This is a genomic window from Salinisphaera sp. SWV1 (assembly GCF_052044155.1).
Taxonomy (GTDB): domain Bacteria; phylum Pseudomonadota; class Gammaproteobacteria; order Nevskiales; family Salinisphaeraceae; genus Salinisphaera.
In genome coordinates this window covers 16,061-37,103 of record NZ_JBQDYE010000034.1, presented here as the reverse complement: position 1 = coordinate 37,103, position 21,043 = coordinate 16,061, and the positions used below count along the sequence as shown (strand labels likewise).

The window sequence follows — 21,043 nt, the reverse complement described above, 5'->3', positions numbered from 1 at the left end:
CGGCTTGCCGTTCATGACATCGGCCGGCCCCGCGATGCCGGGCCCGCTGATTGGTACACACGAACACGTCGTTCAACCAAGGAGCCGCCATGAAAGATCCCGTACGCGTAGCCGTAACCGGGGGCGCCGGCCAGATCAGCTATTCACTGATCTTTCGCATCGCCACCGGCGAGATGCTCGGACACGACCAGCCGATCATCCTGCAGCTGCTGGAAATTCCGCCGGCCATGGATGCGCTCAAGGGCGTGATCATGGAACTCAACGACTGCGCCTTCCCGCTGGTCACCGAAATCCACGGCACCGACAAGCCGGAAGAAGCCTTCGCCGGCGTGGACTATGCACTGCTGGTGGGCTCGCGGCCGCGCGGCAAGGGCATGGAACGTTCGGATCTGCTCAAGGCCAACGGCGATATCTTTTCGGTGCAGGGCAAGGCCCTGAACGATCATGCCTCGAAGGACGTCAAGGTGCTGGTGGTCGGCAACCCGGCCAACACCAACGCGCTGATCGCCGCCAACAATGCGCCGGATCTGGACAATAATCAGTTCACGGCGATGATGCGACTGGACCACAACCGGTCATTGTCCCAGTTGGCCCAGAAGACCGGCAGCCTGGTCACGGACATCGAGGGCATGATGGTGTGGGGCAACCACAGCTCCACCCAGTTCCCGGACCTGTCGCATGCCACGGTCAAGGGCAAGCCCGCGCTCGATCTGGTCGACCAGGCCTGGTACGAGAATGACTTCATCCCGACCGTGCAGAAGCGCGGCGCGGCGATCATTGAAGCGCGTGGTGCGTCCAGTGCCGCCTCGGCGGCCAGCGCGGCAATCGATCACATGCGCAACTGGGTGGCCGGCACCGACGGCCAGATCGTGAGCATGGGCATTCCGGCTGATGGCAGCTACGGCATCGAGCCGGGCATCATGTATTCGTTCCCGGTGACCTGCGCCAACGGCGAGTTCAAGATCGTCCAGGATCTGGCGATCAACGATTTCGCCCGCCAGCGCATGCAGGCTACCGAGGACGAGTTGCGCAGCGAGCGCGAAGCGGTCGCGCATCTGCTGTAGCGCCGAGCCCGCCCGATAGTTGACGAAGCCGGCCTCGTGCCGGCTTTTTTTATTTTCCATATCAAAACCTTGGCACTCGGGGCATGCGATTTGTAAGGCGTCGCCCGCGCGGCTAATCTGAGTGGCCACCGGTGCGCGCCCCGCACACCGCCCGAAACAACCGGAGACGTTCATGCGCCGCCTAGTCTGGATTCTTACGCTCGGCCTCGGCCTCGTCAGCGCTGCCGCGCAGGCCCAGTCCGAATCGAAGGCCAAACTGTGGGCCCGCTGGCAAGCCCACGACAGCCAATCGACGGCCACGATCGACAACGGCGCCTATGACGCGTTTCTGAAGAAGTACGTGGTGGTTCACCGGGACGGGCCGAACGGCGTGCGCTACGGCGATGTCTCCAGCGCCGATCGGCACAAGCTCGAGCACTACATCCAAACCCTGGAAAACGTCGATATCGACCACTACAACCGCCACGTCCAGCGCGCTTACTGGCTCAATCTGTACAACGCGGAGACCATCGACCTGATCCTCCAGCACTACCCGATCAAGTCGGTCCGTGACATCGGCAGCCTGCTGCACCACGGCCCGTGGCAGAAGAAAGTGCTCAAGGTGGCGGGCCAGAAGCTGACGCTCAACGACATCAGCCGTCGCATCCTCCGCCCGATATGGACCGACGGACTGACGCTCTATGGCCTGAGCTGTGGCGCGATATCCTGTGCCAGCCTGCGCCAGACCGCCTACACCGGCAGCAACGTGTACGCGGCGCTTTACGAGAACGCGGAGGACTATGTCAATTCACCCGAGGGCGTGCGCTTCGATCACGACGGCGGGCTGAAGATCTCGAAAATCTACGACTGGTACAAGGCCGACTTCGGCGGCGACAAGCGCGGCGTGATCAACCACATTCGCCGATATGCCGCGCCGCAGCTCTCCGTACATCTGGAAGCCGACCGGCACATCGCCGGCTACGACTTCGACTGGTCACTGAATTCCGAAGCCAACGTCACGGCCAAGCCAGCCCACGACCATTGATCCCGTCAGCCCGTGCGATGCGCCAGCGGCGAGACCCACATCAGCTTGCCGCCCGGCGTGGTCGTGCCCGCGCGTGAGGTGTCCTCCATTGACACCATGATCTCGCTGTGATCGCCGAGTGCGTCGGCCACCCGGGGTGACAGCGTCATGGTGTAATGGCCGCGGGTGTGCGGCAATCGGCCCACCAGGTGCGGCCGGCCATTGGCTGCCTTGATCCACATGCGCAGCATCTTGCCCGAAGGCACACTGAAATCGCCCATGGCCTGCACGGACAGCTTGCGGCCATTGTCGGAGGACGTGACCAGCCAGCTCATGCCGGTCGGCTTGTCATAGATGACACTGGCGTACTTCGGTGCGCTCTCGCTGCCGCCGTGCCAGACCGGCAGTTGGTAGACCGACAGACCGGCCAGCGCGAGTGCGGCCACCGACGCGGCCAGCGCCAGACGCCTCCAGCGACGTACAACGCGGCTATCGTTGGCCGCGGCGGCGGGCGCAACACCCGTGCGCGCCGCGGCTGGGCCCCGGCGGGACAGGCCGGTGGCCCGCTCTACCCGGGCCCAGACCTCGGCGGGCGGTGCGACCGGGTCGAGATCGAGACCCAGCTGCGCCAGGCGATCCTCCCAGAAGGCGAGGCGCGCGCGGGCCGCGGCATCGTCCACCAGGCGCTGCTGGAAGGCTCGGGCATGTTCAGGCTCCAGCGTGCCGAGCACATACTCGGCCGCCATCAGATCCAGCTCGTCGTGTTGGGGCGTCGTCATGCCGCACCCCCCGCCAGACAATCGCGCAGACGCAGCAGGCCGCGTCGAATCCAGCTCTTGACCGTGCCCAGCGGCGCGTCCATGCGCTCGGCAAGCTCCTGATGCGTCAGCCCCTCATAGTAGGCGAGGAGCACGCTTTCGCGCTGCTCGTCGGACAACTGGCCCAGACAGGCGTTGATCGCAGCCAGTGACTGCTGATTTTCGTTTTCCTGTGCGGGGGACAAGCTCTGTTCATCCTCCAGAAGCGTGGCGACCCGGTCCGGCTCTTCCGGCATGGCGACTTCGGGGCGTCGCCGCCGCAGCATGTCCAGCGCACGATAGCGCGCGATCGACAACAGCCAGGTCAAGGGCGCGCCACGCTCCGGCGCGTAGGTATCGGCTTTCTGCCAGATGCGCACGTACGCATCCTGCAAAGCATCCTGTGCCCGTTCCGGGCTGCGTAGAATACGCAGCAACAGCGCATAGAGTTGCGGCGAGGTCGCCGTATACAGGCGTTTGAACGCCTGCTCGTCGCCACGCGCCGTCGCCGCGAGCCATTCGGCCAGCTGTTCGCGCTCAGCCATCCTGCCGCCCTGCACCCGCCAGGCGCAGTGTAACCAAATATCGGGTTGCCATCGCCTACCACGATCCCCCATCGATGGAGCCAGTCTGACGGCTTATGCCGCACAACTCAATTGTGACCGTCTCGCCGCACAATGGCCACTGAGGGCCGTCCCCTGCGGCGCCGGACTGAGCACGTGACCGAGCGGCCGTCGCGCCGAGGCGCGCGGCGCGCCGGCCCGTGCGGCGCGATCCCCGGTATCGCGCCTGTTTTCCCGCCCTGCGCCGGCCCGATCGACCCCGTCCGGGTTGATCCGAGTTGAATCGCCGTGCGCCCGGTTCTATCGTCGGCGCCAACTTTGCACGCCTCGAGGCTCCGTCATGCCGCATACCTTCCCCGGTTCCTTCCCCGCGACCCGCCTGCGCCGTGGGCGTGCCCGCGACTTCACCCGCCGCCTGGCGCGCGAAAACCACCTGTCGGTCGACGATCTGATCTATCCGGTATTCGTCACCGAGGGCGAGGCGGTGGACGTCGCTGCCATGCCGGGCGTACGCCGTCATACCCTCGACGGGCTGCTGCGCGAGGCGGGCGAGGCCGCGGAGCTGGGTATTGCGGCGATGGTGTTGTTCCCGGTCATCGATCCGGCGAAGAAAACCCCGGATGCGGCCGAGGCAGCCAACCCCGACGGGCTGATCCCCCAGGCCATTCGCGCCATCAAGACGGAATTCCCGCAGCTCGGGGTGATGACCGATGTCGCACTCGACCCGTACACCAGTCACGGCCAGGACGGCGTGATCGACGACGACGGCTATGTGATCAACGATCCGACCATCGGCATCCTGGTCGAGCAGATGCGTGCGCACGCCGAGGCCGGCGTGGACATCGTCTCGCCGTCCGACATGATGGATGGCCGCATCGCCGCCATGCGCACCGCGCTCGAAGCCGATGGCCACATCAACACGGTCATCATGTCGTATGCGGCCAAATTCGCCTCGGCCTACTACAACCCGTTCCGTGAGGCACTCGGCTCGGCCGCCAGCCTCGGCAAGGCCGACAAGCGCACCTACCAGATCGACCCCGCCAATACCGACGAGGCCCTGCGCGAGGTGGCGCTGGATCTCGCCGAGGGCGCGGACATGGTCATGGTCAAACCGGGCATGCCGTACCTGGACATCATTCATCGCGTGAAGGACACCTTCGGCGTACCAACCTTCGCCTACCATGTCTCCGGCGAATACGCGATGCTCAAGGCCGCCATCAACAACGGCTGGCTGGACGAGCGCGCCGCCGTGCTGGAATGCCTGATGGGCTTCAAGCGCGCCGGCTGCGACGGCGTACTCACCTATTTCGCCAAGGACGCCGCACGCTGGCTTGCCGACTGAAACCCCGATGCCCCCGCAGCCCGAGCGCATTCTGATCGTCGGCCCGGCCTGGATCGGCGACATGGTGATGGCGCAGAGCCTGTTCATGGCGCTGCGCGCGCGGCTGCCCGCGGCGACCATCGACGTGCTCGCGCCCGCGGCAACCGCCCGGCTCGTCGCGCGCATGCCCGAAGTGGACGACGCCGTGATCATGAACATCGCACACGGCAAGCTCGCCTGGTCCCGGCGGCGCACGGCGGCGCGGGAACTGCGCGAGCGCGGCTACCACCAGGCCATCGTCCCCCAGCGCAGCGCCAAGGCCGCACTGGTGCCCTGGCTGGCCGGGATTGCCCTGCGCACCGGCTATCGCGGCGAACTGCGTCCGGGCCTGATCAACGACCTGCGTACCCTCGACAAGACGCGCTATCCACTCAAGGCCCAGCACTACGCCCTGCTGGGTACCGCGGGCGAAGGCGACGCGCTCGGCCCGATGCACTGGCCGCGTCTGAGCGTTGATGCCGCACGCCAGGACGCATTGATCGCCGCGCTGGGCCTCGACCTGGCCCGGCCGGCGGTCGGCTTCGCGCCGGGCGCGGCCTACGGCGGCGCCAAGGCCTGGCCGACACGGCACTATGCCGCGCTGGCCGCGCGTCTGGATGCGGCCGGCCAGGCCTGCTGGATCTTCGGCAGCGCCGCCGATCGCGAGGTGGCCGCCGCGATCGCCGCAGCCGCCCCGAAACACGGCGTGAACCTGGCCGAGCGCACGCGCCTGGTCGATATCGTCGATCTGGCTGCGCTCACCACCCAGTTCGTCGGCAACGATACCGGCGTCATGCATCTGGCCTCGGCCGCCGCGCCCAGCGTGATTGGCCTGTACGGCTCGACCGACCCCGACTATGCCCCACCGCTGGCGCCCGCCTCCCAGCGTCTGTGGCGCGGCATGGAGTGCTCGCCGTGTCGCCGGCGCCAGTGCCCGCTCGGCCATCACGCCTGCATGGAAGACCTGCCGGTACGCGATGTCTTCACCGCTTGTACCGATCCGGGCGCAGCCACCATCGCCTCGCTGCACGCGATCGCGCATTACCGCGCCTGCGGCGACGCCGCCTGAACGTTTGCGCCCGTCGGACGGCTTGGTCACGATAAGCGCCCCTATCCGCCGCGAGCGTTCGTTTCATGTCACCAGCCCCTGATCGCTATGCCGTCATCGGCCACCCGGTCGAACACAGCCGGTCGCCGGACATCCATCGCCTGTTCGCCGAACAGTGCGCGCAGACCATGGACTACACCCGGCTGCCGGCCCCCATCGACGGCTTCGAACGGGTCGCGGGCGAATTCTTCGCCGCCGGCGGCGCCGGGCTGAACGTCACCCTGCCGTTCAAAACGGCCGCCGCCGAACTGGCGGACCGGTTGACCGAACGCGCCCGCCGGGCCGGCGCGGTGAATACGCTGATGGCCAGCGCCGAGGGGCTGGTGGGCGACAACACCGACGGCGCCGGCCTGGTCGCCGATCTGGTCGACAACCTGGGCGTGGCGATCGCGGGACGCCGCCTGCTGATTCTCGGTGCCGGCGGCGCGGTGCGCGGCGTGGTGCCGAATCTGCTGGCGGCCGGCGCGGCCCGCATCACGATCGCCAATCGCAGTGCCGACAAGGCGCGCGCGATCGCCGATGCCTGCGCGGACATGGGCGCGGTGTCGGCCTGTGCGCTCGACGCGGCCCCCGCCGATGCCGACCTGGTGATCAACGCCATTTCCGCCGGCCTGACCGAGGGTCGGATGCCGGTGATCGACGCGCGCGTGCTGGCCCGCGCCGGCGCGGTCTACGATCTGATCTATGCCGATGCGCCCACGCCGTTCCTGCGCTGGGCGGCCGAACACGGCGTGACGGCCGGGCGCGACGGTTTCGGCATGCTGGTGGAGCAGGCGGCCGAATCGTTCGCGCTCTGGCGCGGCATCCGGCCGGCGACCGTACCGGTTATCGCAGCGCTGCGCGGCGCCACACGCCGGCCCGGCTGAACCGCTATAATGACGCGACTATGAACGCACGGTCCTCGGCCCAAGAGCTCGATCACGTCCTGCGCGACGATACCTCGGGCGAACTGCTCGACCCGCAGATCCATGCGCGGCAATACAGCACCGTGCGCAAGGCGCACGAAACCGAGCTGATCGAGGACTACGTCGAACTGATCGCCGACCTGATCGACGCCAAGGGCGAAGCACGTGCGGTCGAACTGGCCCAGCGCATGGGCGTGACCCAGGCCACGGTCGGCAAGATGATCCGGCGGATGACGGAAGCCGGGCTGGTCACCAGCCAGCCCTATCGCTCGATCTTTCTCACCGAAGCCGGCCACGATATGGCGCGCGTGTCGCGCGAGCGGCATATCGTGGTGCTGCGGTTTCTGCGCGCGCTGGGCGTGTCCGAAGACACGGCGCGCCAGGACGCCGAGGGCGTGGAGCATCACATCTCGGACGAAACCATGGAGATCATGCGCCGATTCGCGGATCACCGTGAGCCCGGCTGAGCCGCCGGCCCCGACCGTCCGCCAGACCGAGACCGCGGACGGCCGCCGGCGGATCGAGCATGACTGGCCGCGCGAGGCACGCGCCGGGCGCGCCATTCAGGATGCGATCGCCCCATATGTGGACACCCGTAATTCGCTGCCGCGCGATATACAGACCGTGGCCGGCGTGGATATCGGCTTCGAGGATCGCGGCGCCACCACGCGCGCCGCAGTGGTGGTGCTCGATGCGGCCGACCTGGGCGTGGTCGCGCAGGCGCTGGTGCGCCGCCCGACCCGCATGCCCTACATTCCGGGCCTGTTGTCGTTCCGCGAGATCCCGGCCGCACTCGATGCGCTGGAACAACTCTCGATCCTGCCGGACCTGCTGATGGTGGACGGCCACGGCATCGCCCACCCCAGGCGGCTGGGTGTGGCCACCCATCTGGGCCTGGTCAGCGGCCTGCCGACCATCGGCGTGGCCAAGAAACGCCTCACCGGCACCCACGACGCCGTGCCCGAACAACGCCTGGCCTGGACCGCGCTCACCGATGGTGATGAAACCATTGGCGCCGTGCTGCGCTCGCGGGTCGGCGTTAAGCCGATCTTCACATCGCCCGGGCATCGTATTGATCTCGGCACGGCGATCGAGTGGACAGCACGAACGCTGACGCGTTATCGCCTGCCGGAGACGACGCGGGCCGCCGATCGGCTTGCTTCCCGTCGTTGACGACGCGCGCGAGTACCGCCCAGACCGGCTCGCCGCAAATTTTTGGCCGTTTTAATGCAACTGTTATGCTTTTGCGCGGTCACAGCCGATTCGGTCAATTCCATACCTACAGGTTTTTCTATGATCAAACGTGTTTGCATCCTCGGCGCACTGGCAATTGCCGCGCTGTCGTTCACCGGCATGGCGGTCGCCGCGGATAGTGGCAGCCAGAGCAACAGCGGCCAGAACAAGACCCAGCAGCTGATGAAGACGTACCGCTCGGACGCCCAGCAGCTCAAGCAGATCCACGACAAGACCATCAAGAACAACCCGCAACTGGCCAAGGAACAGCAGCAGTTCCAGAGCCAGGTCAAGGGCGCCATCAAAAAGCAGGGCTACGACATCAAGTCGGGCCAGAAGCGCATGCAGTCGATGGCCAAGAAGCTGCAGTCCGGCAAGCTGAATGACAAGCAGCGCAAGCAGGTCATGCAGAACTTCCAGAACGAGCGTCAGAAGATGGTCAAGGCGCGCAATGCGGCGCTGTCGCAGCCGGATATCAAGAAATCGGGCCAGAAGCTCGAAAACGACACCATCGCGGCCATGAAGAAGCAGAACCCGAAGACGCCTCAGCTCATCTCCGAGATGAAGAGCGTGCGCGGCAAGCTTCAGCAGCAGCAGCGGTCGTCGGCCGGTTCCAACAACGGCGGCTAAGTCGACTGGCCAACGCCCGTCAAAGCCCGGCCCGGCCAAGGCCGGGCTTTTTTGGTTCAGTAATGCGCAAAAGCGTACGGCCCGCCCCGTTCCAGGGCCCGCTGGTAGGCCGGCCGGGCATGAATGCGTTCGACAAACTCGCGCAGCTTCGGGCACCGTTCGCCGATGCCGCCGCGCGCCACGCCAGCCTCGATGGGAAAGCTCAGCATGATATCGGCGGCGCCGAAGCGCTCGCCCACGAACCACTCATGACTGCGCAATTCGTTTTCCAGATAATCGAAATGCAGCAGCCGCTGCGGCCGGATGAACTGCTTTTTGACCTGTCCGCAGATCGCGCGAGCGAACGGCCGTGCCGGCAGGGGCGTGTTTTTCTCGACGGTGTCGAAGACCCATTGCAATAGCAGCGGCGGCATCAGCGATCCCTCGGCGTAATGCAACCAGTACCGATAGCGCAGGTGGTCCTCGCTGTCCGGCGCCGGCGCGAGCTGACCGCCGCCGTGCTCGCGTACGATGTAGTCGATGATCAGGCCGGTCTCGGCCACGGCGCGGCGCCCGTCCGTGATCACCGGCGCTTTGCCGAGCGGGTGAACACGCTTGAGCGCATCGGGGGCGAGCTGCGTTTTCGGGTCACGCGCGTAACGTTCGACCTGATACGCGATCTCCAGCTCTTCGAGCAGCCAGAGCACACGCTGCGAACGCGAATCTTCGAGATGGTGAACCGTGATCATGGCCGGCTTTGATGATGACAATGATGACCTCGACCATAACCCGACGCGGCGACCTCGTCAGCCGACGCGGCGACCTCGTCAGCCGACGCGGCGACCTCGTCAGCCGACGGCGCGGCTTCCGCCGCCGGGCCCCGGGCCGGCCGGCGGCTGCCAGACATTGCGGATCGCCTGCCGTCCGCGCTCGGGGAACCCACCACCGAAACGCAGTCTTGCCGAGGCCCCGCGGCCCCTGCATTCGATCGTGCCGCGATCGATACCGTGCAACCGCACGATATCGGCCACCGCGGCAACGAAACCGGCGGGCGGTCGCCCGATGCGGGTGGTCACACGGCCACCCGGTTCAACGGCGAGTCGGTAATTGATGCGAAATCGGTCGAGCACGTCTTGGCCTCAGGGTCATGGCCTGTCAAAGTCTCGACATGAGCCAAGCATCACGCAAGTCTGAATCGTCCGCCGGACCCGCGGTACGGGTCGACAAGTGGCTGTGGGCGGCGCGGTTCTTCAAGACCCGCAGCCTGGCCTCGACCGCGGTCAAGGGCGGGAAGATCGAGGTCAACGGCCACAAGGCCAAGCCCAGCGCGACGCTCCGCCCCGGGCATCGATTGCGGGTGACCAAGGGCGAGGTGGTCTTCGAAGTCGAGGTCGCCGACGTGTCGGACAAGCGCGGCCCGGCGAACCAGGCCGAGGCCCTGTACACCGAAACCGAAGCCAGCCGCGAACGCCGCGCCGAGCGCGCCGCCGAGCGTCGGGCGGCGCGTATTTCCATGCCGCGCCCCACCGCCCGCCCGGACAAGAAACAACGCCGCGAGCTGCGGCGCTTCAAGCACGGCGATTGAGGCCCGGCGCAGGCCGGGCCGCCGGGAAACCGTGGCGCCCGATTGCCAGGCGGCCTGCCCGATCCGTCGGTCGCGGTAGCGCGTATCGGGCCACGTCCGGCATCAGCGACAGCTCGCCGGCAGGTCATCGGCCGGGACACCCGCATTCACGCTATCGTGCTCCGATGGCGCCGTGCAGCGCCAGGTGATGGTGCCCGAACCGAAGTCGGCGGTCAGATAGACGACCTTGTCGTCGATCGCGCCGCCGGCATATCGAATGTAAATGCCGGGCGCGTCCGGGTTGTTGTGCCACCAGATCCGCTTGACGTAGCGCCCGCTTGCGGCGCCGTCCGTGCCGCTCGGCATGTTCAGCTCCGCCAGTACGCCATTCCAGGAACCGCTTTTGGGCAGCTGACCATGTATGCTGTAGTACTCGGCCACGGCATGCTTGAGCGGCTGGGCGAGCACCAGCCCCTCGGTGATTTTGGCCCGTGTTTCGTAATGGCGATACAAAGGCAGCGCAATGGACGCCAGCACGCCGATGATCGCCACCACGATCATGAGCTCGATCAGCGTGAAGCCGGTCTGGCCCCGCCGGTCGGCCGATGCGTCCTGCATAGTCTGCCCCGTATCCAATTGCCCCAAGACGGTACTTGTGCCGGCTGTTGCACACGCTGTCAAAACCGGGACGGCGACGCGGTCGCGGGCGCACCGCTGCAATCGCCGCGCCGTCTGGCATTTCACGGGGTTGCGGATGCCGATCGGACAGCGCGCCCAAGCACCACGAGCCGATGACCGCTCGGTGACGCGCAGTCATATGCCCCGTGTTCCCGTCGGCGAGTATCGGGTTAGGATGGGCCCACTAATCGACAATGAGGATTGTTCATGGGCAAGCAGATCGAATTCACCCGGCCCGATGGCGCCACCGCGCCCGGCTTCTACGCCGAGCCCGACGGCCGGCCGAACGCGCCCGGCATCGTGGTGATCCAGGAATGGTGGGGTCTCAACGACCAGATCAAACGCATCGGCCAGCAATGGACGGACGCCGGCTATCGTGTGCTGATTCCTGATCTGTATCGCGGCGAGAAGGCGCTGGACGCGGCCGAAGCCGAGCACAAGATGGACGACCTGGATTTTTCCGATGCCGCCACCCAGGACGTGCGCGGCGCGGTCCAGTATCTCAAGCAGGACAGCGCCTCGGTCGGCGTGATCGGGTTCTGCATGGGTGGCGTGCTCGCGGTGCTGGCCGCCATGCATGTGCCCGAGACCGATGTGGCGGTCTCCTGGTATGGCATCCCGCCGGAGGAAGCCGGCGATGCCAGCGCCATCGACGTACCGCTGCAATGTCATTTCGCCACGCAGGACACGTTCTTCCCGATCGAGCAGGCCGATGCCTTCGAAAAGAAGCTCGAGGCCGGCCACGTCGCGCATGAATGCTATCGCTACGAAGCCCAGCATGCCTTCGGTAACGAGGACTGGGATTACTACGATCCCGAAGCCAGCAAGCTGGCCTGGCAACGCAGCATGGCGTTCTTCGAGCATCACCTGAAAGGCTGAGGTGCACACGTCGAGGGCGGCCCGGGGCCGCCCTTTTCGTCGCAGCGCCGCGTGCCGCGGCGCTGTCAGTCGATCGCCGTCTCGTCGCCGTCGAATATCGGCAGATGGCCGAGCGCAATCACCTCCGACCAGTCGCTGCGATCGCCCTCGGTCATGATCGCCGCTTCGCCGGCGATGATCGCGCCGGCATGGTCCATGATCTTGCGCATGGCTTCCAGCGTGGAGCCGGAACTGATCACATCGTCGACCAGCACGATACGCGCATCCGCCACCAGATCACGATCCTTGGCATCGAGATACAGCGTCTGTTCGTCGCCCGTGGTGATCGAATGGGTGGTGGCCGACAGTGCGTCGCCCATATAGGGCTTGTAGCTCTTGCGCAGCACCGCGTACGGGCGTCCAGTGGCCACCGACAAGGCATGGACCAGCGGAATCGACTTCGCTTCCGCGGTCACCAGCACGCCGTAATCAAGCGCGGCCAGGCGATTCGCCAGCCCGCTGGCGGCCGCCTGCACCAGCGCCGTGTCGCCCAGGATATTGAGCACGGCAATGCGGACGCCCGAGGCCACCCGGAACAGGGGCAGTTCGCGCTTGAGTCCGGCGATTTCGACGGGATAGGTGCGTTGCGTGGCTTGCATCGGCGGGCAGGACTGGGTTCGGATCAGCGCTGCATTGTGCAACAGGCCGGGCGACAAATCTAAATCCGATCCGGACGGCGACGCGGGATGGGCACGCACCGACTTCAGGGCATGCGGCAAAATGCGCCGGGCAAGACACGGGTGTAGTCTGACCCGGTCGTTTCAACAGTCCGGCGGGACGCGGACGTGATCCACCCCGCCGGCGCAGCCCGTGAGGTCGATATGCAAACCCGCGCCGCCGTACTGCACGAGATGGGCGCCGCGCGCCCCTATTCCGAATCGAAACCGTTGTCGATCGAGACCGTCGAGCTTGCCGGCCCCGGCCGCGGCGAAGTCCGGGTGAAGATGCATGCGGCCGGGCTGTGTCATTCCGACCTGTCCAGCATCGACGGCAATCGCCCGCGCCCCACCCCGATGGTGCTGGGCCACGAAGCCGCCGGCGAGATCGTGGAGCTCGGCGACGGCGTGACCGATTTCGCGGTCGGCGATCATGTGGTGTGTACGTTCGTGCCGAGCTGCGGTCATTGCGCCTACTGCGCCGATGGGCGCGCCGCGCTGTGCACGCCGGGCGCCGAGGCCAACAATGCCGGGATCATGCTGTCCGGCGGCCGCCGTCTGTCGCAGCACGGCCACGACGTTCATCACCATCTCGGCGTATCCGGCTTCGCGGAATACGCGATCGTGGCCACCGAATCGCTGGTCCGCATCGACCCGGCGCTGGATTTCGATATCGCCGCGGTGTTCGGCTGCGCGGTGCTGACCGGTGTGGGCGCATTGCTGCAGACCGCACAGCTGCGGCTCGGCCAGAGCGTGCTCGTCGTGGGCCTCGGCGGCGTGGGATTGTCGGCCGTGCTCGGCGCCGTTGCCGGCGGCGCCTCGCAGATCATCGCCGCCGACATCGCACCCGACAAACTGGAGACCGCGCGCGGGCTCGGCGCCACCGCCACGGTCGACCCAAGCGACCCCAACGCACTGGAGAAAGTCCGCGATCTGACCGGCGGTGGCGTCGATATCGCCGCCGAGTTCGCCGGGGTCGCCAAGGCCCTGGAGTTCGCCTACGACGCCACCGGCAAGGGCGGCACCACCGTCACCGCCGGCCTGCAGCATCCGGATTCGCGCATGTCGCTGCCGGCACTGACGCTGGTGGCCCAGGAACGCCGTCTGCTGGGCTCTTATCTGGGCGGCCATGTGCCCAAGCTCGATATCCCGGATTACATCGCGCTCTACCAGGCCGGCCGGCTGCCGGTGGATCGGCTGCTCACGCATCGACTGACGCTCGACCAGATCAATACCGGCTTCGAGCGCCTGGCCGCCGGCGAGGCAATACGGCAGGTGATTCAGTTCTGAACCCCCTGGGTTTTGCGCACGGCCGGCGCGATAATGCTCGAACCCACAACCCAGCCGACCGGCCATCACGAGCCGGCCGGCCCGAGGACTTGCCGATGTTTCGTCGTCTGATTGCCGCCAGCGTTCTGTTGCTCGTCGCCACGGCGGTGTTCGCCGCGCCAAGCAAGAGTGTGACCATCGTCGGGCGCAATGATCTGCGTTTCTCGCAGGACCACATCACCGTGGCACCCGGCACCCAGGTCACGCTCAAGCTGATCAACAAGTCGCACCTGCCGGCCTCGGCCATGTCGCACAACTGGGTGCTGCTGAAATCGGGTACCGATGCCGGCGCCTTCGACAATGCCGCGCGGAGCGCCGCCAGCAACGACTACATCCCGAAATCGATGAGCGATCGCGTCATCGCGCATACGGCCATGGTGAGCGGCGGCCACAGCGATACCATCACGTTCACCGCGCCCACCAAACCCGGCGATTATGAATACATCTGCACCTTTCCGGGGCACTTTCGGGCCGGGATGAAGGGCACGCTGACCGTGTCACCCACAAATTGATCGTTCGCCGTTGAATTTACGCGCAGCGCCGTCAAATCACCGGGGTTAGTGTTCATCAAAGGACCCTCATGTCTTACGACAAACTGCTGTCACCCGTTCGCTTTGGCGCGCTGGAACTGCCCAATCGCGTTGTCATGGCGCCGCTTACGCGCGCCCGCTGCCCCGATCTGGTGCCGGGCGAAATGCAACAGACCTACTACGCTCAGCGCGCCGACGCCGGGCTGATCATCTCCGAGGCGACCAACATCTCAGAGTCGGCCCGGGGCTATGTCTACACGCCGGGTATCTTCACCGACGCACAGGAAGCCGGCTGGTCGAAGGTCGTCGATGCGGTGCACGATGCGGGCGGTCGCATCTGTCTGCAGCTGTGGCACGTCGGCCGCATCGGCCACGAGATGGTGCATCCGGACGGCCGCAAGCCGGTCGCCCCCAGCGCACTGAAGGCCGAGGGCGCGGAATGCTATGTCGAGTTCGAGGACGGAACCTCGGGCAATCACCCCACCTCGACGCCCCGCGCGCTCGAAACCAAGGAGATCCCGGACGTCATCGACGAATACCGTCAGGCGGCGATTCGCGCCAAGCGCGCCGGTTTCGACATGGTCGAAGTCCATGCGGCCAACGCCTATCTGCTGCAGCAGTTCATGGCCACCGGCTCGAACCAGCGCACCGACGCCTATGGCGGCTCGATCGGGAACCGGGCCCGGCTGACGCTGGAAGCCGTGGACGCCGTCACCGAGGTCATGGGCGCCGATCGCGTCGGCATTCGTATCTCGCCGTTCATCGAGATCTTCGGCCTGACCGACGACGAGCCCAAGGCCATGGCCTTCCATCTGGCCGAGCAGCTCGAAGCGCGCGGCCTGGCCTATCTGCACATCAACGAGCCCGACTGGGCCGGCGGCGATATCAAGCTCACCGACGAATTCCGCGCGGCCATGCGCCAGCGGTTCGCCAGTGGCGCGCTCATCTTCTGCGGGCACTACACCGCGGATCGCGCCGAGAAACTGATCGAAAACGATCTCGGCGACGGTGCGGCCTTCGGTCGGCCCTACATCGCCAATCCGGATCTGGTAGAACGCTTCCGTCAGGAGGCCGAACTCAACGAACCCGATCCGTCGACCTTCTATGGCGGCGACGAAACCGGATACACGGACTACCCGACGCTCGAGGAGCAGACGGCGTAACACGCCGCTCGATGGCCATTGAGCCGGCGGATCGGACGATCCGCCGGCTTTTTCTTGTCAGCGCCGCGCACGAATGCGGGCGCGGCCGGCCGTAACCGGCGCGCTCGAAGCGGATCAGTTCAGGATGCCTTCCTGCTCCACGAACGCCATGATCTCGGAGACGCCATTGCCGGCGCGCAGGTTGGTGAACAGGGTCGGGCGCTCACCTCGCATCATCCGGGCGTCCCGCGCCATGACCTCGAGCGAGGCGCCGACATAGGGCGCCAGATCGATCTTGTTGATCACCAGCAGATCGGATCGCGTGATGCCGGGCCCGCCCTTGCGCGGAATCTTGTCGCCGGCCGAGACATCGATCACGTAGAGCGTCAGGTCCGACAGTTCCGGCGAAAAGGTCGCCGCCAGATTGTCGCCGCCGCTTTCGATCAGGATGATATCCAGATCGTGAAATTCGGCGGTGAGCTGATCGATCGCCGCCAGATTCGCCGAGGCATCCTCGCGAATCGCGGTATGCGGGCACCCCCCCGTCTCGACGCCGCGAATGCGCTGTTCCGGCAATGCGCCGCTGCGAATCAGGAAATCCGCATCCTCGCGGGTATAGATGTCGTTGGTCACCACGGCGATGGAATACTTGTCGCGCATGGCCTTGCACAGGGCGTCGGTCAGCGCCGTCTTGCCCGAGCCGACCGGACCCCCGATGCCGACCCGCAGGGGCGATTGCTTGTCCATGCTTACCTCTTTCAGATGATCGATCAGGAACGATAAAGTCGCGAATACAGGGTTTCGTGCGCCGTGCTGGCCAGCGCCACGCCCGGTAACGAACCGCCCAGTTCCGCATCGGCGAGGCGTGTTGCGCGCGCGACGGCACCCGGCACGCCTTCGGCCAACTCGAACAACAGGATCTGGCCGCGCGTCTGCCCCAACGGCACCAGCTTCACCGCCGCCAGCACCTGATTTTCAAGCCAGGCCCAGGCCAGCCCGGACGCGGCCGCCTCGGGCTCGATTTGCCAGCGCGTTGCGGCCAGCGCCCATAGCGCCGCGAATGAAACGTCCGCCGCATGCGCCCCGCCCAGACGCCAATCGCGCGCGCCCGGCTCCTGCATACCGTCGAGCAGGGTCGCCAGGGCGTGCCCGAGGTGGCGCTCCTGGGCTCGCCGCTCGGCGGTTTCGCGCGACGTCAGCAGATAACGGCTCCAGTCGCCGACCCGCTCGACGCAGTCCGCCTGCCAGGCCGCATGCAGGCGGAAATACACGGCCAGGTCGAGCGGTACGAGCGTGGCCTCGAGGCTCGCCGCGAGCCAACCCCGTACATCCGCCTCGCTGCGCAGCCAACCCTGTTCGACGGCGGCTTCCAGGCCTTCGGAATAGGCGAAGGCGCCGACCGGAAGCGAGGGGCTGGCCAGTTGCAGCAAGCGCTGTAACGCAAGCCCCCGGCCGGCATCAGCCATGGGCGTGATTCGGGCTCTCGACCGGGGCCGCCGGTTCGTGCTCGTGCTCGTGCTCGTGCTCGTGCTCGTGCTCGTGCTCGTGGCCGTGGCCGTGGCCGTGGCCGTGGCCGTGGCCGTGGCCGTGGCCGTGGCCGTTATGATCATAAGCGCCCGGCTCGGGGTGGAACGCACAGTGACAGACCTGCGGCCGCGCGCCCAGGCCCGCGACCATCGCATCCAGCACATGATCGTGGCGATAGGCCACGGCATCGGCGTGCACCTGCAGCGGCACGTGGCGGTTGCCGAGGTGATAGCAGATCCGGTTCAGCAACAGTCGATCGAGACAATGCACGTAGGACAGGGCTTCGGCCGCCGCGACGATGCGCACGAACACGCTTTCCTGCGCGTCGGTCAGCACATCACCGTCCGACAGCGTCGTGCCGCGGGCCAGCACGAGGCCGGCAAAGTCGCCGTTGTCGAGCGCGAGGCGCTGGCGTGATTTCTGGCGGGCGTCGAAATCCAGGGTTGCCGTGGCATCGGCGGCAACCGGCGCGCCGCTGTATTTGTGAACGAGTCGAATCATGGGGGTATGGATCAGGCCGATCGACGGCGAGGCGCCGAATTAGAACAGGAAATAACGCTGGGCCAGCGGCAGATCGGCCGCCGGTTCGCAGACCAGGAGTTCGCCGTCGGCGCGCACGTCGTAGGTCTGCGGGTCGACCTCGATATGCGGCAGGGCATCGTTGTTGCGCATGTCGGCTTTGGAGAGCCGACGCGTACCGGCGACCGCGACCAGGCGCTTGGCGAGACCGAGCCGATCGCCAATGCCGGCCGCCAGGGCGGCGGCCGAGGTGAACGTCACCGACGTTGAGGTGACGGAACGACCGTAGGCGCCGAACATCGGACGGTAATGCACCGGCTGCGGCGTGGGAATGGAGGCATTCGGGTCGCCCATCGGCGCCATGGCGATCACCCCGCCCTTGATGATGGTGGCCGGCTTGGCGCCGAAGAAAGCCGGTTTCCACAGCACCAGATCGGCGAGCTTGCCGACCTCGACCGAGCCCACCTCGTGGGCGATGCCATGGGTGATCGCCGGGTTGATGGTGTATTTGGCGATGTAGCGCTTCGCACGTTCGTTGTCCGCGCGCGCGGAGTCGCCGGGCGCCGGCCCGCGCTGGACGCGCATCTTGTGCGCGGTCTGCCAGGTGCGGGTGATGACCTCGCCCACGCGGCCCATCGCCTGCGAATCCGAGGCGATCATCGAGAACGCGCCGAGATCGTGCAGGATGTCCTCGGCAGCGATCGTCTCGCGGCGAATCCGCGAATCGGCGAATGCCACGTCCTCGGCGATCGACGGGCTCAGGTGGTGACACACCATGAGCATATCCAGATGCTCGTCGACCGTATTCACCGTATACGGCCGCGTCGGATTGGTGCTCGATGGCAACACATTCGGCTTGCCCGCGGCGGTAATGATATCGGGCGCATGACCGCCACCGGCCCCTTCGGTGTGGTAGGTATGAATCACCCGATCCTTGAATGCCGCGAACGTGTCTTCGACGAAGCCCGACTCGTTCAGCGTATCGGTATGGATGGCCACCTGAACGTCCGTTGCCTCGGCCACCGTCAGACAATTGTCGATGGCGGCCGGCGTGGTGCCCCAGTCCTCGTGCAGTTTCAGGCCACAGGCCCCGGCCACGATCTGGTCGTGCAACGGGCCGGGCTGGCTGGCATTGCCCTTGCCCAGAAACCCCAGGTTCATCGGAAAGGCTTCGGCCGCCTCGAGCATGCGATGCATGTGCCAGGGCCCCGGCGTGGCCGTCGTGGCCTTGGTGCCCGTAGCCGGGCCGGTGCCGCCGCCGATCATGGTGGTGATACCCGAGGCCAGCGCCTCCTCGATCTGCTGCGGGCAGACGAAATGGATATGCGCATCGATCCCGCCGGCGGTGAGGATCTGCCCCTCGCCGGCGATGATTTCCGTGCCCGGCCCGATCACGATGCCGACGCCGTCCATGATGTCCGGGTTGCCGGCCTTGCCAATGCCCGAGATACGGCCCCCGGATATGCCGACATCGGCCTTGACGATGCCCCACCAGTCGAGAATCACGGCATTGGTGATCACCGTATCGGCGGCCACATCGTTGGCGTGCTGGCTCTGGCCCATGCCGTCGCGCACCACCTTGCCGCCGCCGAACTTGACCTCATCGCCGTAATGCCCGGCATCGGACTCGATCTCGATGGTCAGGGCCGTGTCGCCGAGCCGCACGCGATCACCCGCGGCGGGCCCGAACATCTCGGCATAGGCCGTCCGGTCCATATGGCTCATGCCGAATCCTCATCGAGCGGGCCCATCACCCGACCATGAAAACCGTGGATCACACGCCGGCCGGCGTAGGCGACCAGCGCCACGCTGCGCGTCGCGCCCGGCTCGAAGCGGATCGCCGTGCCTGCCGGCACATCGAGTCGAAAACCGCGGGCGGCAGCCCGATCGAACGCCAGCGCCGGATTGGTTTCGGCGAAATGATAATGCGACCCGACCTGCACCGGCCGATCGCCGGTATTGGCGACCTCGATCGTGCGCCGCTCACGCCCCGCGTTGATTTCGATCTCGCCCTCGGCGGGCAGAATTTCGCCTGGAATCATGGCTACCTCAGACAATCGGATCGTGGACGGTGACAAGCTTGGTGCCATCAATGAACGTCGCCTCGACCTGGACCTCGGTCAGCATTTCCGGCACGCCGTCCATGACGTCCTCGCGCGTGAGCAGCGTCCGGCCGTAGTCCATCATCTCGGCCACCGAACGGCCTTCGCGGGCGCCTTCCATCAACGCCGAGGCAATGAATGCCATCGCCTCGGGGTAATTCAGTTTCAGGCCACGCTCCCGACGCCGCTCGGCAAGCAGCCCGGCCGAGAAGATCAGCAGTTTGTCTTTTTCGCGCGGCGTGAGATCCATGACACATTCTCTATTCAGTGGGCGACCGGGCCGTGCCGACGGGCCGGTCTGACAATCGACGCGCGGTGTGCCGGTTTACCCCTACGTTCGATAGCGACCGGCGACGCCGGCCATCAAGACACGCCACGCGGCCGCGGCCCAGGAACAACGCGTTGGCGATAGCCGGGAGCGCGGCGCCTACGTCGCCCAGATACGGGGCGCAACAGCCGGTTTGCCCAGTATCGACGGCCGCAGAGATTCCCATACCCGGCGTAACGGCGTATGTAACAACCGTGCTTCTCGCCCGGTCACGCGCACGACCAACAGACCGTCCACCACCGACACGCCACTACCGATGCGGTATTCGGCAAGCCGCCGACGCAACTCGTTCGCCGTCGTCGCGTCGAACCCTTCCGGTTGATAAGCAACGAGCGTGCCGACCGCCCGCGCGCCGTTGAGCCCCCAGGGCGCGTTCTGGAACGGCGACTGCCCGGCGCCCGGCACCAATGTGCGTTCGTGCCAACGCAACCGATTGCCGACCCGTACGCACCATCGACCGTCGTAGTGTCCGCTATCGAATGCTTCGTGCGCAGCCGGCCGGCCGAGTGTCCAGATATCCCAGGCGACGGCGCGCGCATCCGAGGCCAGATCGAGATCCAGCGAGGTCAGCGCCTGTGTCCCGTCGAACACGATGGTTTCCTGGGGCAGCCACTCCAGCCGCGCCCCGGCACCGACCGACAGGCGAACACCCTGACGGCTGGCACGCGCGGGAGCCCGGTACAGCTTGGCCGCCGAAGGCGTGGTGATCAGCGCCTGCGCGCGCGATTCGAGCTGGATGTCGAAATCGATTTCATCGCCCTGAACCACGCCGCCCGGCGGGTGCAGCAGCATGACATGCGCGGTGCCGTCACCTTCGGGGTACAGTAACCGCTGCACATAAACCGGCCCGCGATGACGCCGGCGCGTGGCCACGCTGCGTTCGCCGCGACGGGCAATGGTCAGATCGAGTCGGGCCTTCCAGCCGTCTGCACAGCGCGAACGGTCCGCGGCGATATCAGGGCACAAGACGATCGATGACTCCGGGCACGGTTCAAAGATCATCTTCTACACAAAACTAAACCGGCCGCCAAGCCCCGATCGACGGATCGCGACCCAGGGCCCGCGACCGGCCCGACCCGTGCCGGGGCCGACACGGGGCCGTTATCAT

At 66.4% G+C, this 21,043-nt stretch carries 26 protein-coding genes; 13 read left to right on the top strand and 13 right to left on the bottom strand.

Annotation, left to right across the window (positions count from 1 at the left end; genetic code table 11):
* Positions 1 to 89: 89 nt before the first annotated feature.
* Together ACS8YF_RS15295 and ACS8YF_RS15290 are read left to right on the top strand one after the other, a co-directional pair.
* The gene (locus tag ACS8YF_RS15295; protein WP_440851010.1) at positions 90 to 1,064 is read left to right on the top strand and encodes a malate dehydrogenase; all 975 of its coding nucleotides are present in this window, start codon (positions 90 to 92) and stop codon (positions 1,062 to 1,064) included.
* A gap of 172 nt (positions 1,065 to 1,236) precedes the next feature.
* A complete protein-coding gene (locus tag ACS8YF_RS15290) occupies positions 1,237 to 2,088 on the top strand; it encodes a DUF547 domain-containing protein (RefSeq protein ID WP_440851009.1) in 852 nt (283 codons plus the stop codon).
* Positions 2,089 to 2,093: 5 nt separating this feature from the next.
* Here ACS8YF_RS15290 and ACS8YF_RS15285 read toward each other — a convergent pair whose 3' ends face one another.
* A complete protein-coding gene (locus tag ACS8YF_RS15285; RefSeq protein WP_440851008.1) occupies positions 2,094 to 2,846 on the bottom strand; it encodes an anti-sigma factor in 753 nt (250 codons plus the stop codon).
* Positions 2,843 to 3,409: a sigma-70 family RNA polymerase sigma factor gene (locus tag ACS8YF_RS15280; protein WP_440851007.1), complete on the bottom strand. Its 567-nt coding sequence runs from the start codon at positions 3,407 to 3,409 to the stop codon at positions 2,843 to 2,845. The genes ACS8YF_RS15285 and ACS8YF_RS15280 overlap by 4 nt, the downstream gene beginning before the upstream one ends.
* A gap of 358 nt (positions 3,410 to 3,767) precedes the next feature.
* On the opposite strand from ACS8YF_RS15280, the gene hemB reads away from it, so the two are divergent.
* From hemB to ACS8YF_RS15250, 6 genes are all read left to right on the top strand, one after another.
* The gene (gene hemB, locus ACS8YF_RS15275) at positions 3,768 to 4,769 is read left to right on the top strand and encodes a porphobilinogen synthase (protein WP_440851006.1); all 1,002 of its coding nucleotides are present in this window, start codon (positions 3,768 to 3,770) and stop codon (positions 4,767 to 4,769) included.
* A gap of 7 nt (positions 4,770 to 4,776) precedes the next feature.
* On the top strand, positions 4,777 to 5,856 hold the full coding sequence (waaF, locus tag ACS8YF_RS15270; protein WP_440851005.1) for a lipopolysaccharide heptosyltransferase II: 1,080 nt from the start codon (positions 4,777 to 4,779) through the stop codon (positions 5,854 to 5,856).
* Positions 5,857 to 5,921: 65 nt separating this feature from the next.
* Positions 5,922 to 6,761, top strand: a complete 840-nt coding sequence (gene aroE, locus ACS8YF_RS15265; protein ID WP_440851004.1) for a shikimate dehydrogenase — start codon at positions 5,922 to 5,924, stop codon at positions 6,759 to 6,761.
* A gap of 20 nt (positions 6,762 to 6,781) precedes the next feature.
* The gene (gene mntR, locus ACS8YF_RS15260) at positions 6,782 to 7,267 is read left to right on the top strand and encodes a manganese-binding transcriptional regulator MntR (RefSeq protein ID WP_440851003.1); all 486 of its coding nucleotides are present in this window, start codon (positions 6,782 to 6,784) and stop codon (positions 7,265 to 7,267) included.
* Positions 7,268 to 7,319: 52 nt separating this feature from the next.
* Positions 7,320 to 7,973: a deoxyribonuclease V gene (gene nfi, locus ACS8YF_RS15255; RefSeq protein ID WP_440851020.1), complete on the top strand. Its 654-nt coding sequence runs from the start codon at positions 7,320 to 7,322 to the stop codon at positions 7,971 to 7,973.
* A gap of 120 nt (positions 7,974 to 8,093) precedes the next feature.
* On the top strand, positions 8,094 to 8,663 hold the full coding sequence (locus tag ACS8YF_RS15250; protein ID WP_440851002.1) for a hypothetical protein: 570 nt from the start codon (positions 8,094 to 8,096) through the stop codon (positions 8,661 to 8,663).
* 56 nt (positions 8,664 to 8,719) lie between these two features.
* Here the strand turns inward: ACS8YF_RS15250 and ACS8YF_RS15245 are convergent, their stop codons facing one another.
* Both ACS8YF_RS15245 and ACS8YF_RS15240 read right to left on the bottom strand, forming a co-directional pair.
* On the bottom strand, positions 8,720 to 9,391 hold the full coding sequence (locus ACS8YF_RS15245) for a glutathione S-transferase (protein WP_440851001.1): 672 nt from the start codon (positions 9,389 to 9,391) through the stop codon (positions 8,720 to 8,722).
* Positions 9,392 to 9,490: 99 nt separating this feature from the next.
* A complete protein-coding gene (locus ACS8YF_RS15240; RefSeq protein ID WP_440851000.1) occupies positions 9,491 to 9,772 on the bottom strand; it encodes a DUF3634 family protein in 282 nt (93 codons plus the stop codon).
* A gap of 38 nt (positions 9,773 to 9,810) precedes the next feature.
* Between ACS8YF_RS15240 and ACS8YF_RS15235 the strand changes: the two genes are divergently transcribed.
* Complete coding sequence (locus tag ACS8YF_RS15235; RefSeq protein WP_440850999.1) at positions 9,811 to 10,227, top strand: RNA-binding S4 domain-containing protein; 417 nt, start codon at positions 9,811 to 9,813, stop codon at positions 10,225 to 10,227.
* Positions 10,228 to 10,329: 102 nt separating this feature from the next.
* On the opposite strand, the gene ACS8YF_RS15230 is transcribed toward ACS8YF_RS15235, so the two are convergent.
* Positions 10,330 to 10,824: a pilin gene (locus tag ACS8YF_RS15230; RefSeq protein ID WP_440850998.1), complete on the bottom strand. Its 495-nt coding sequence runs from the start codon at positions 10,822 to 10,824 to the stop codon at positions 10,330 to 10,332.
* A gap of 267 nt (positions 10,825 to 11,091) precedes the next feature.
* Here ACS8YF_RS15230 and ACS8YF_RS15225 point away from each other — a divergent pair, with 267 nt between their 5' ends.
* Positions 11,092 to 11,763: a dienelactone hydrolase family protein gene (locus tag ACS8YF_RS15225; protein ID WP_440850997.1), complete on the top strand. Its 672-nt coding sequence runs from the start codon at positions 11,092 to 11,094 to the stop codon at positions 11,761 to 11,763.
* Between the two features lie 65 nt (positions 11,764 to 11,828).
* Here the strand turns inward: ACS8YF_RS15225 and ACS8YF_RS15220 are convergent, their stop codons facing one another.
* Positions 11,829 to 12,401: a phosphoribosyltransferase family protein gene (locus ACS8YF_RS15220; protein ID WP_440850996.1), complete on the bottom strand. Its 573-nt coding sequence runs from the start codon at positions 12,399 to 12,401 to the stop codon at positions 11,829 to 11,831.
* 222 nt (positions 12,402 to 12,623) lie between these two features.
* On the opposite strand from ACS8YF_RS15220, the gene ACS8YF_RS15215 reads away from it, so the two are divergent.
* From ACS8YF_RS15215 to ACS8YF_RS15205, 3 genes are all read left to right on the top strand, one after another.
* On the top strand, positions 12,624 to 13,748 hold the full coding sequence (locus tag ACS8YF_RS15215; protein ID WP_440850995.1) for a zinc-dependent alcohol dehydrogenase family protein: 1,125 nt from the start codon (positions 12,624 to 12,626) through the stop codon (positions 13,746 to 13,748).
* 95 nt (positions 13,749 to 13,843) lie between these two features.
* On the top strand, positions 13,844 to 14,299 hold the full coding sequence (locus ACS8YF_RS15210) for a plastocyanin/azurin family copper-binding protein (RefSeq protein WP_440850994.1): 456 nt from the start codon (positions 13,844 to 13,846) through the stop codon (positions 14,297 to 14,299).
* A 68-nt stretch (positions 14,300 to 14,367) separates the two neighbouring features.
* Positions 14,368 to 15,480 carry an alkene reductase gene (locus ACS8YF_RS15205; RefSeq protein ID WP_440850993.1) on the top strand — a complete coding sequence of 371 codons (1,113 nt, stop codon included), beginning with the start codon at positions 14,368 to 14,370 and terminating at the stop codon, positions 15,478 to 15,480.
* Between the two features lie 114 nt (positions 15,481 to 15,594).
* Here the strand turns inward: ACS8YF_RS15205 and ureG are convergent, their stop codons facing one another.
* The 7 genes from ureG to ACS8YF_RS15170 form a co-directional block, all read right to left on the bottom strand.
* Entirely contained in the window at positions 15,595 to 16,206 is a 612-nt protein-coding gene (ureG, locus tag ACS8YF_RS15200; RefSeq protein WP_440850992.1) for an urease accessory protein UreG, read from the bottom strand.
* 23 nt (positions 16,207 to 16,229) lie between these two features.
* Positions 16,230 to 16,925 (bottom strand): urease accessory protein UreF, encoded by a 696-nt coding sequence (locus ACS8YF_RS15195; RefSeq protein ID WP_199678666.1) that lies wholly within the window; start codon positions 16,923 to 16,925, stop codon positions 16,230 to 16,232.
* Positions 16,918 to 17,487, bottom strand: a complete 570-nt coding sequence (gene ureE / locus ACS8YF_RS15190) for an urease accessory protein UreE (protein ID WP_440850991.1) — start codon at positions 17,485 to 17,487, stop codon at positions 16,918 to 16,920. Before ureE ends, ACS8YF_RS15195 begins: the two co-directional genes overlap by 8 nt.
* 39 nt (positions 17,488 to 17,526) lie before the next feature.
* Positions 17,527 to 19,230 carry an urease subunit alpha gene (gene ureC, locus ACS8YF_RS15185; RefSeq protein WP_440850990.1) on the bottom strand — a complete coding sequence of 568 codons (1,704 nt, stop codon included), beginning with the start codon at positions 19,228 to 19,230 and terminating at the stop codon, positions 17,527 to 17,529.
* Complete coding sequence (locus ACS8YF_RS15180) at positions 19,227 to 19,547, bottom strand: urease subunit beta (protein WP_440850989.1); 321 nt, start codon at positions 19,545 to 19,547, stop codon at positions 19,227 to 19,229. The genes ureC and ACS8YF_RS15180 overlap by 4 nt, the downstream gene beginning before the upstream one ends.
* A 7-nt stretch (positions 19,548 to 19,554) precedes the next feature.
* Complete coding sequence (gene ureA, locus ACS8YF_RS15175) at positions 19,555 to 19,857, bottom strand: urease subunit gamma (RefSeq protein WP_109992418.1); 303 nt, start codon at positions 19,855 to 19,857, stop codon at positions 19,555 to 19,557.
* 177 nt (positions 19,858 to 20,034) lie between these two features.
* Positions 20,035 to 20,937: an urease accessory protein UreD gene (locus ACS8YF_RS15170; protein WP_440850988.1), complete on the bottom strand. Its 903-nt coding sequence runs from the start codon at positions 20,935 to 20,937 to the stop codon at positions 20,035 to 20,037.
* Positions 20,938 to 21,043 lie beyond the last annotated feature (106 nt).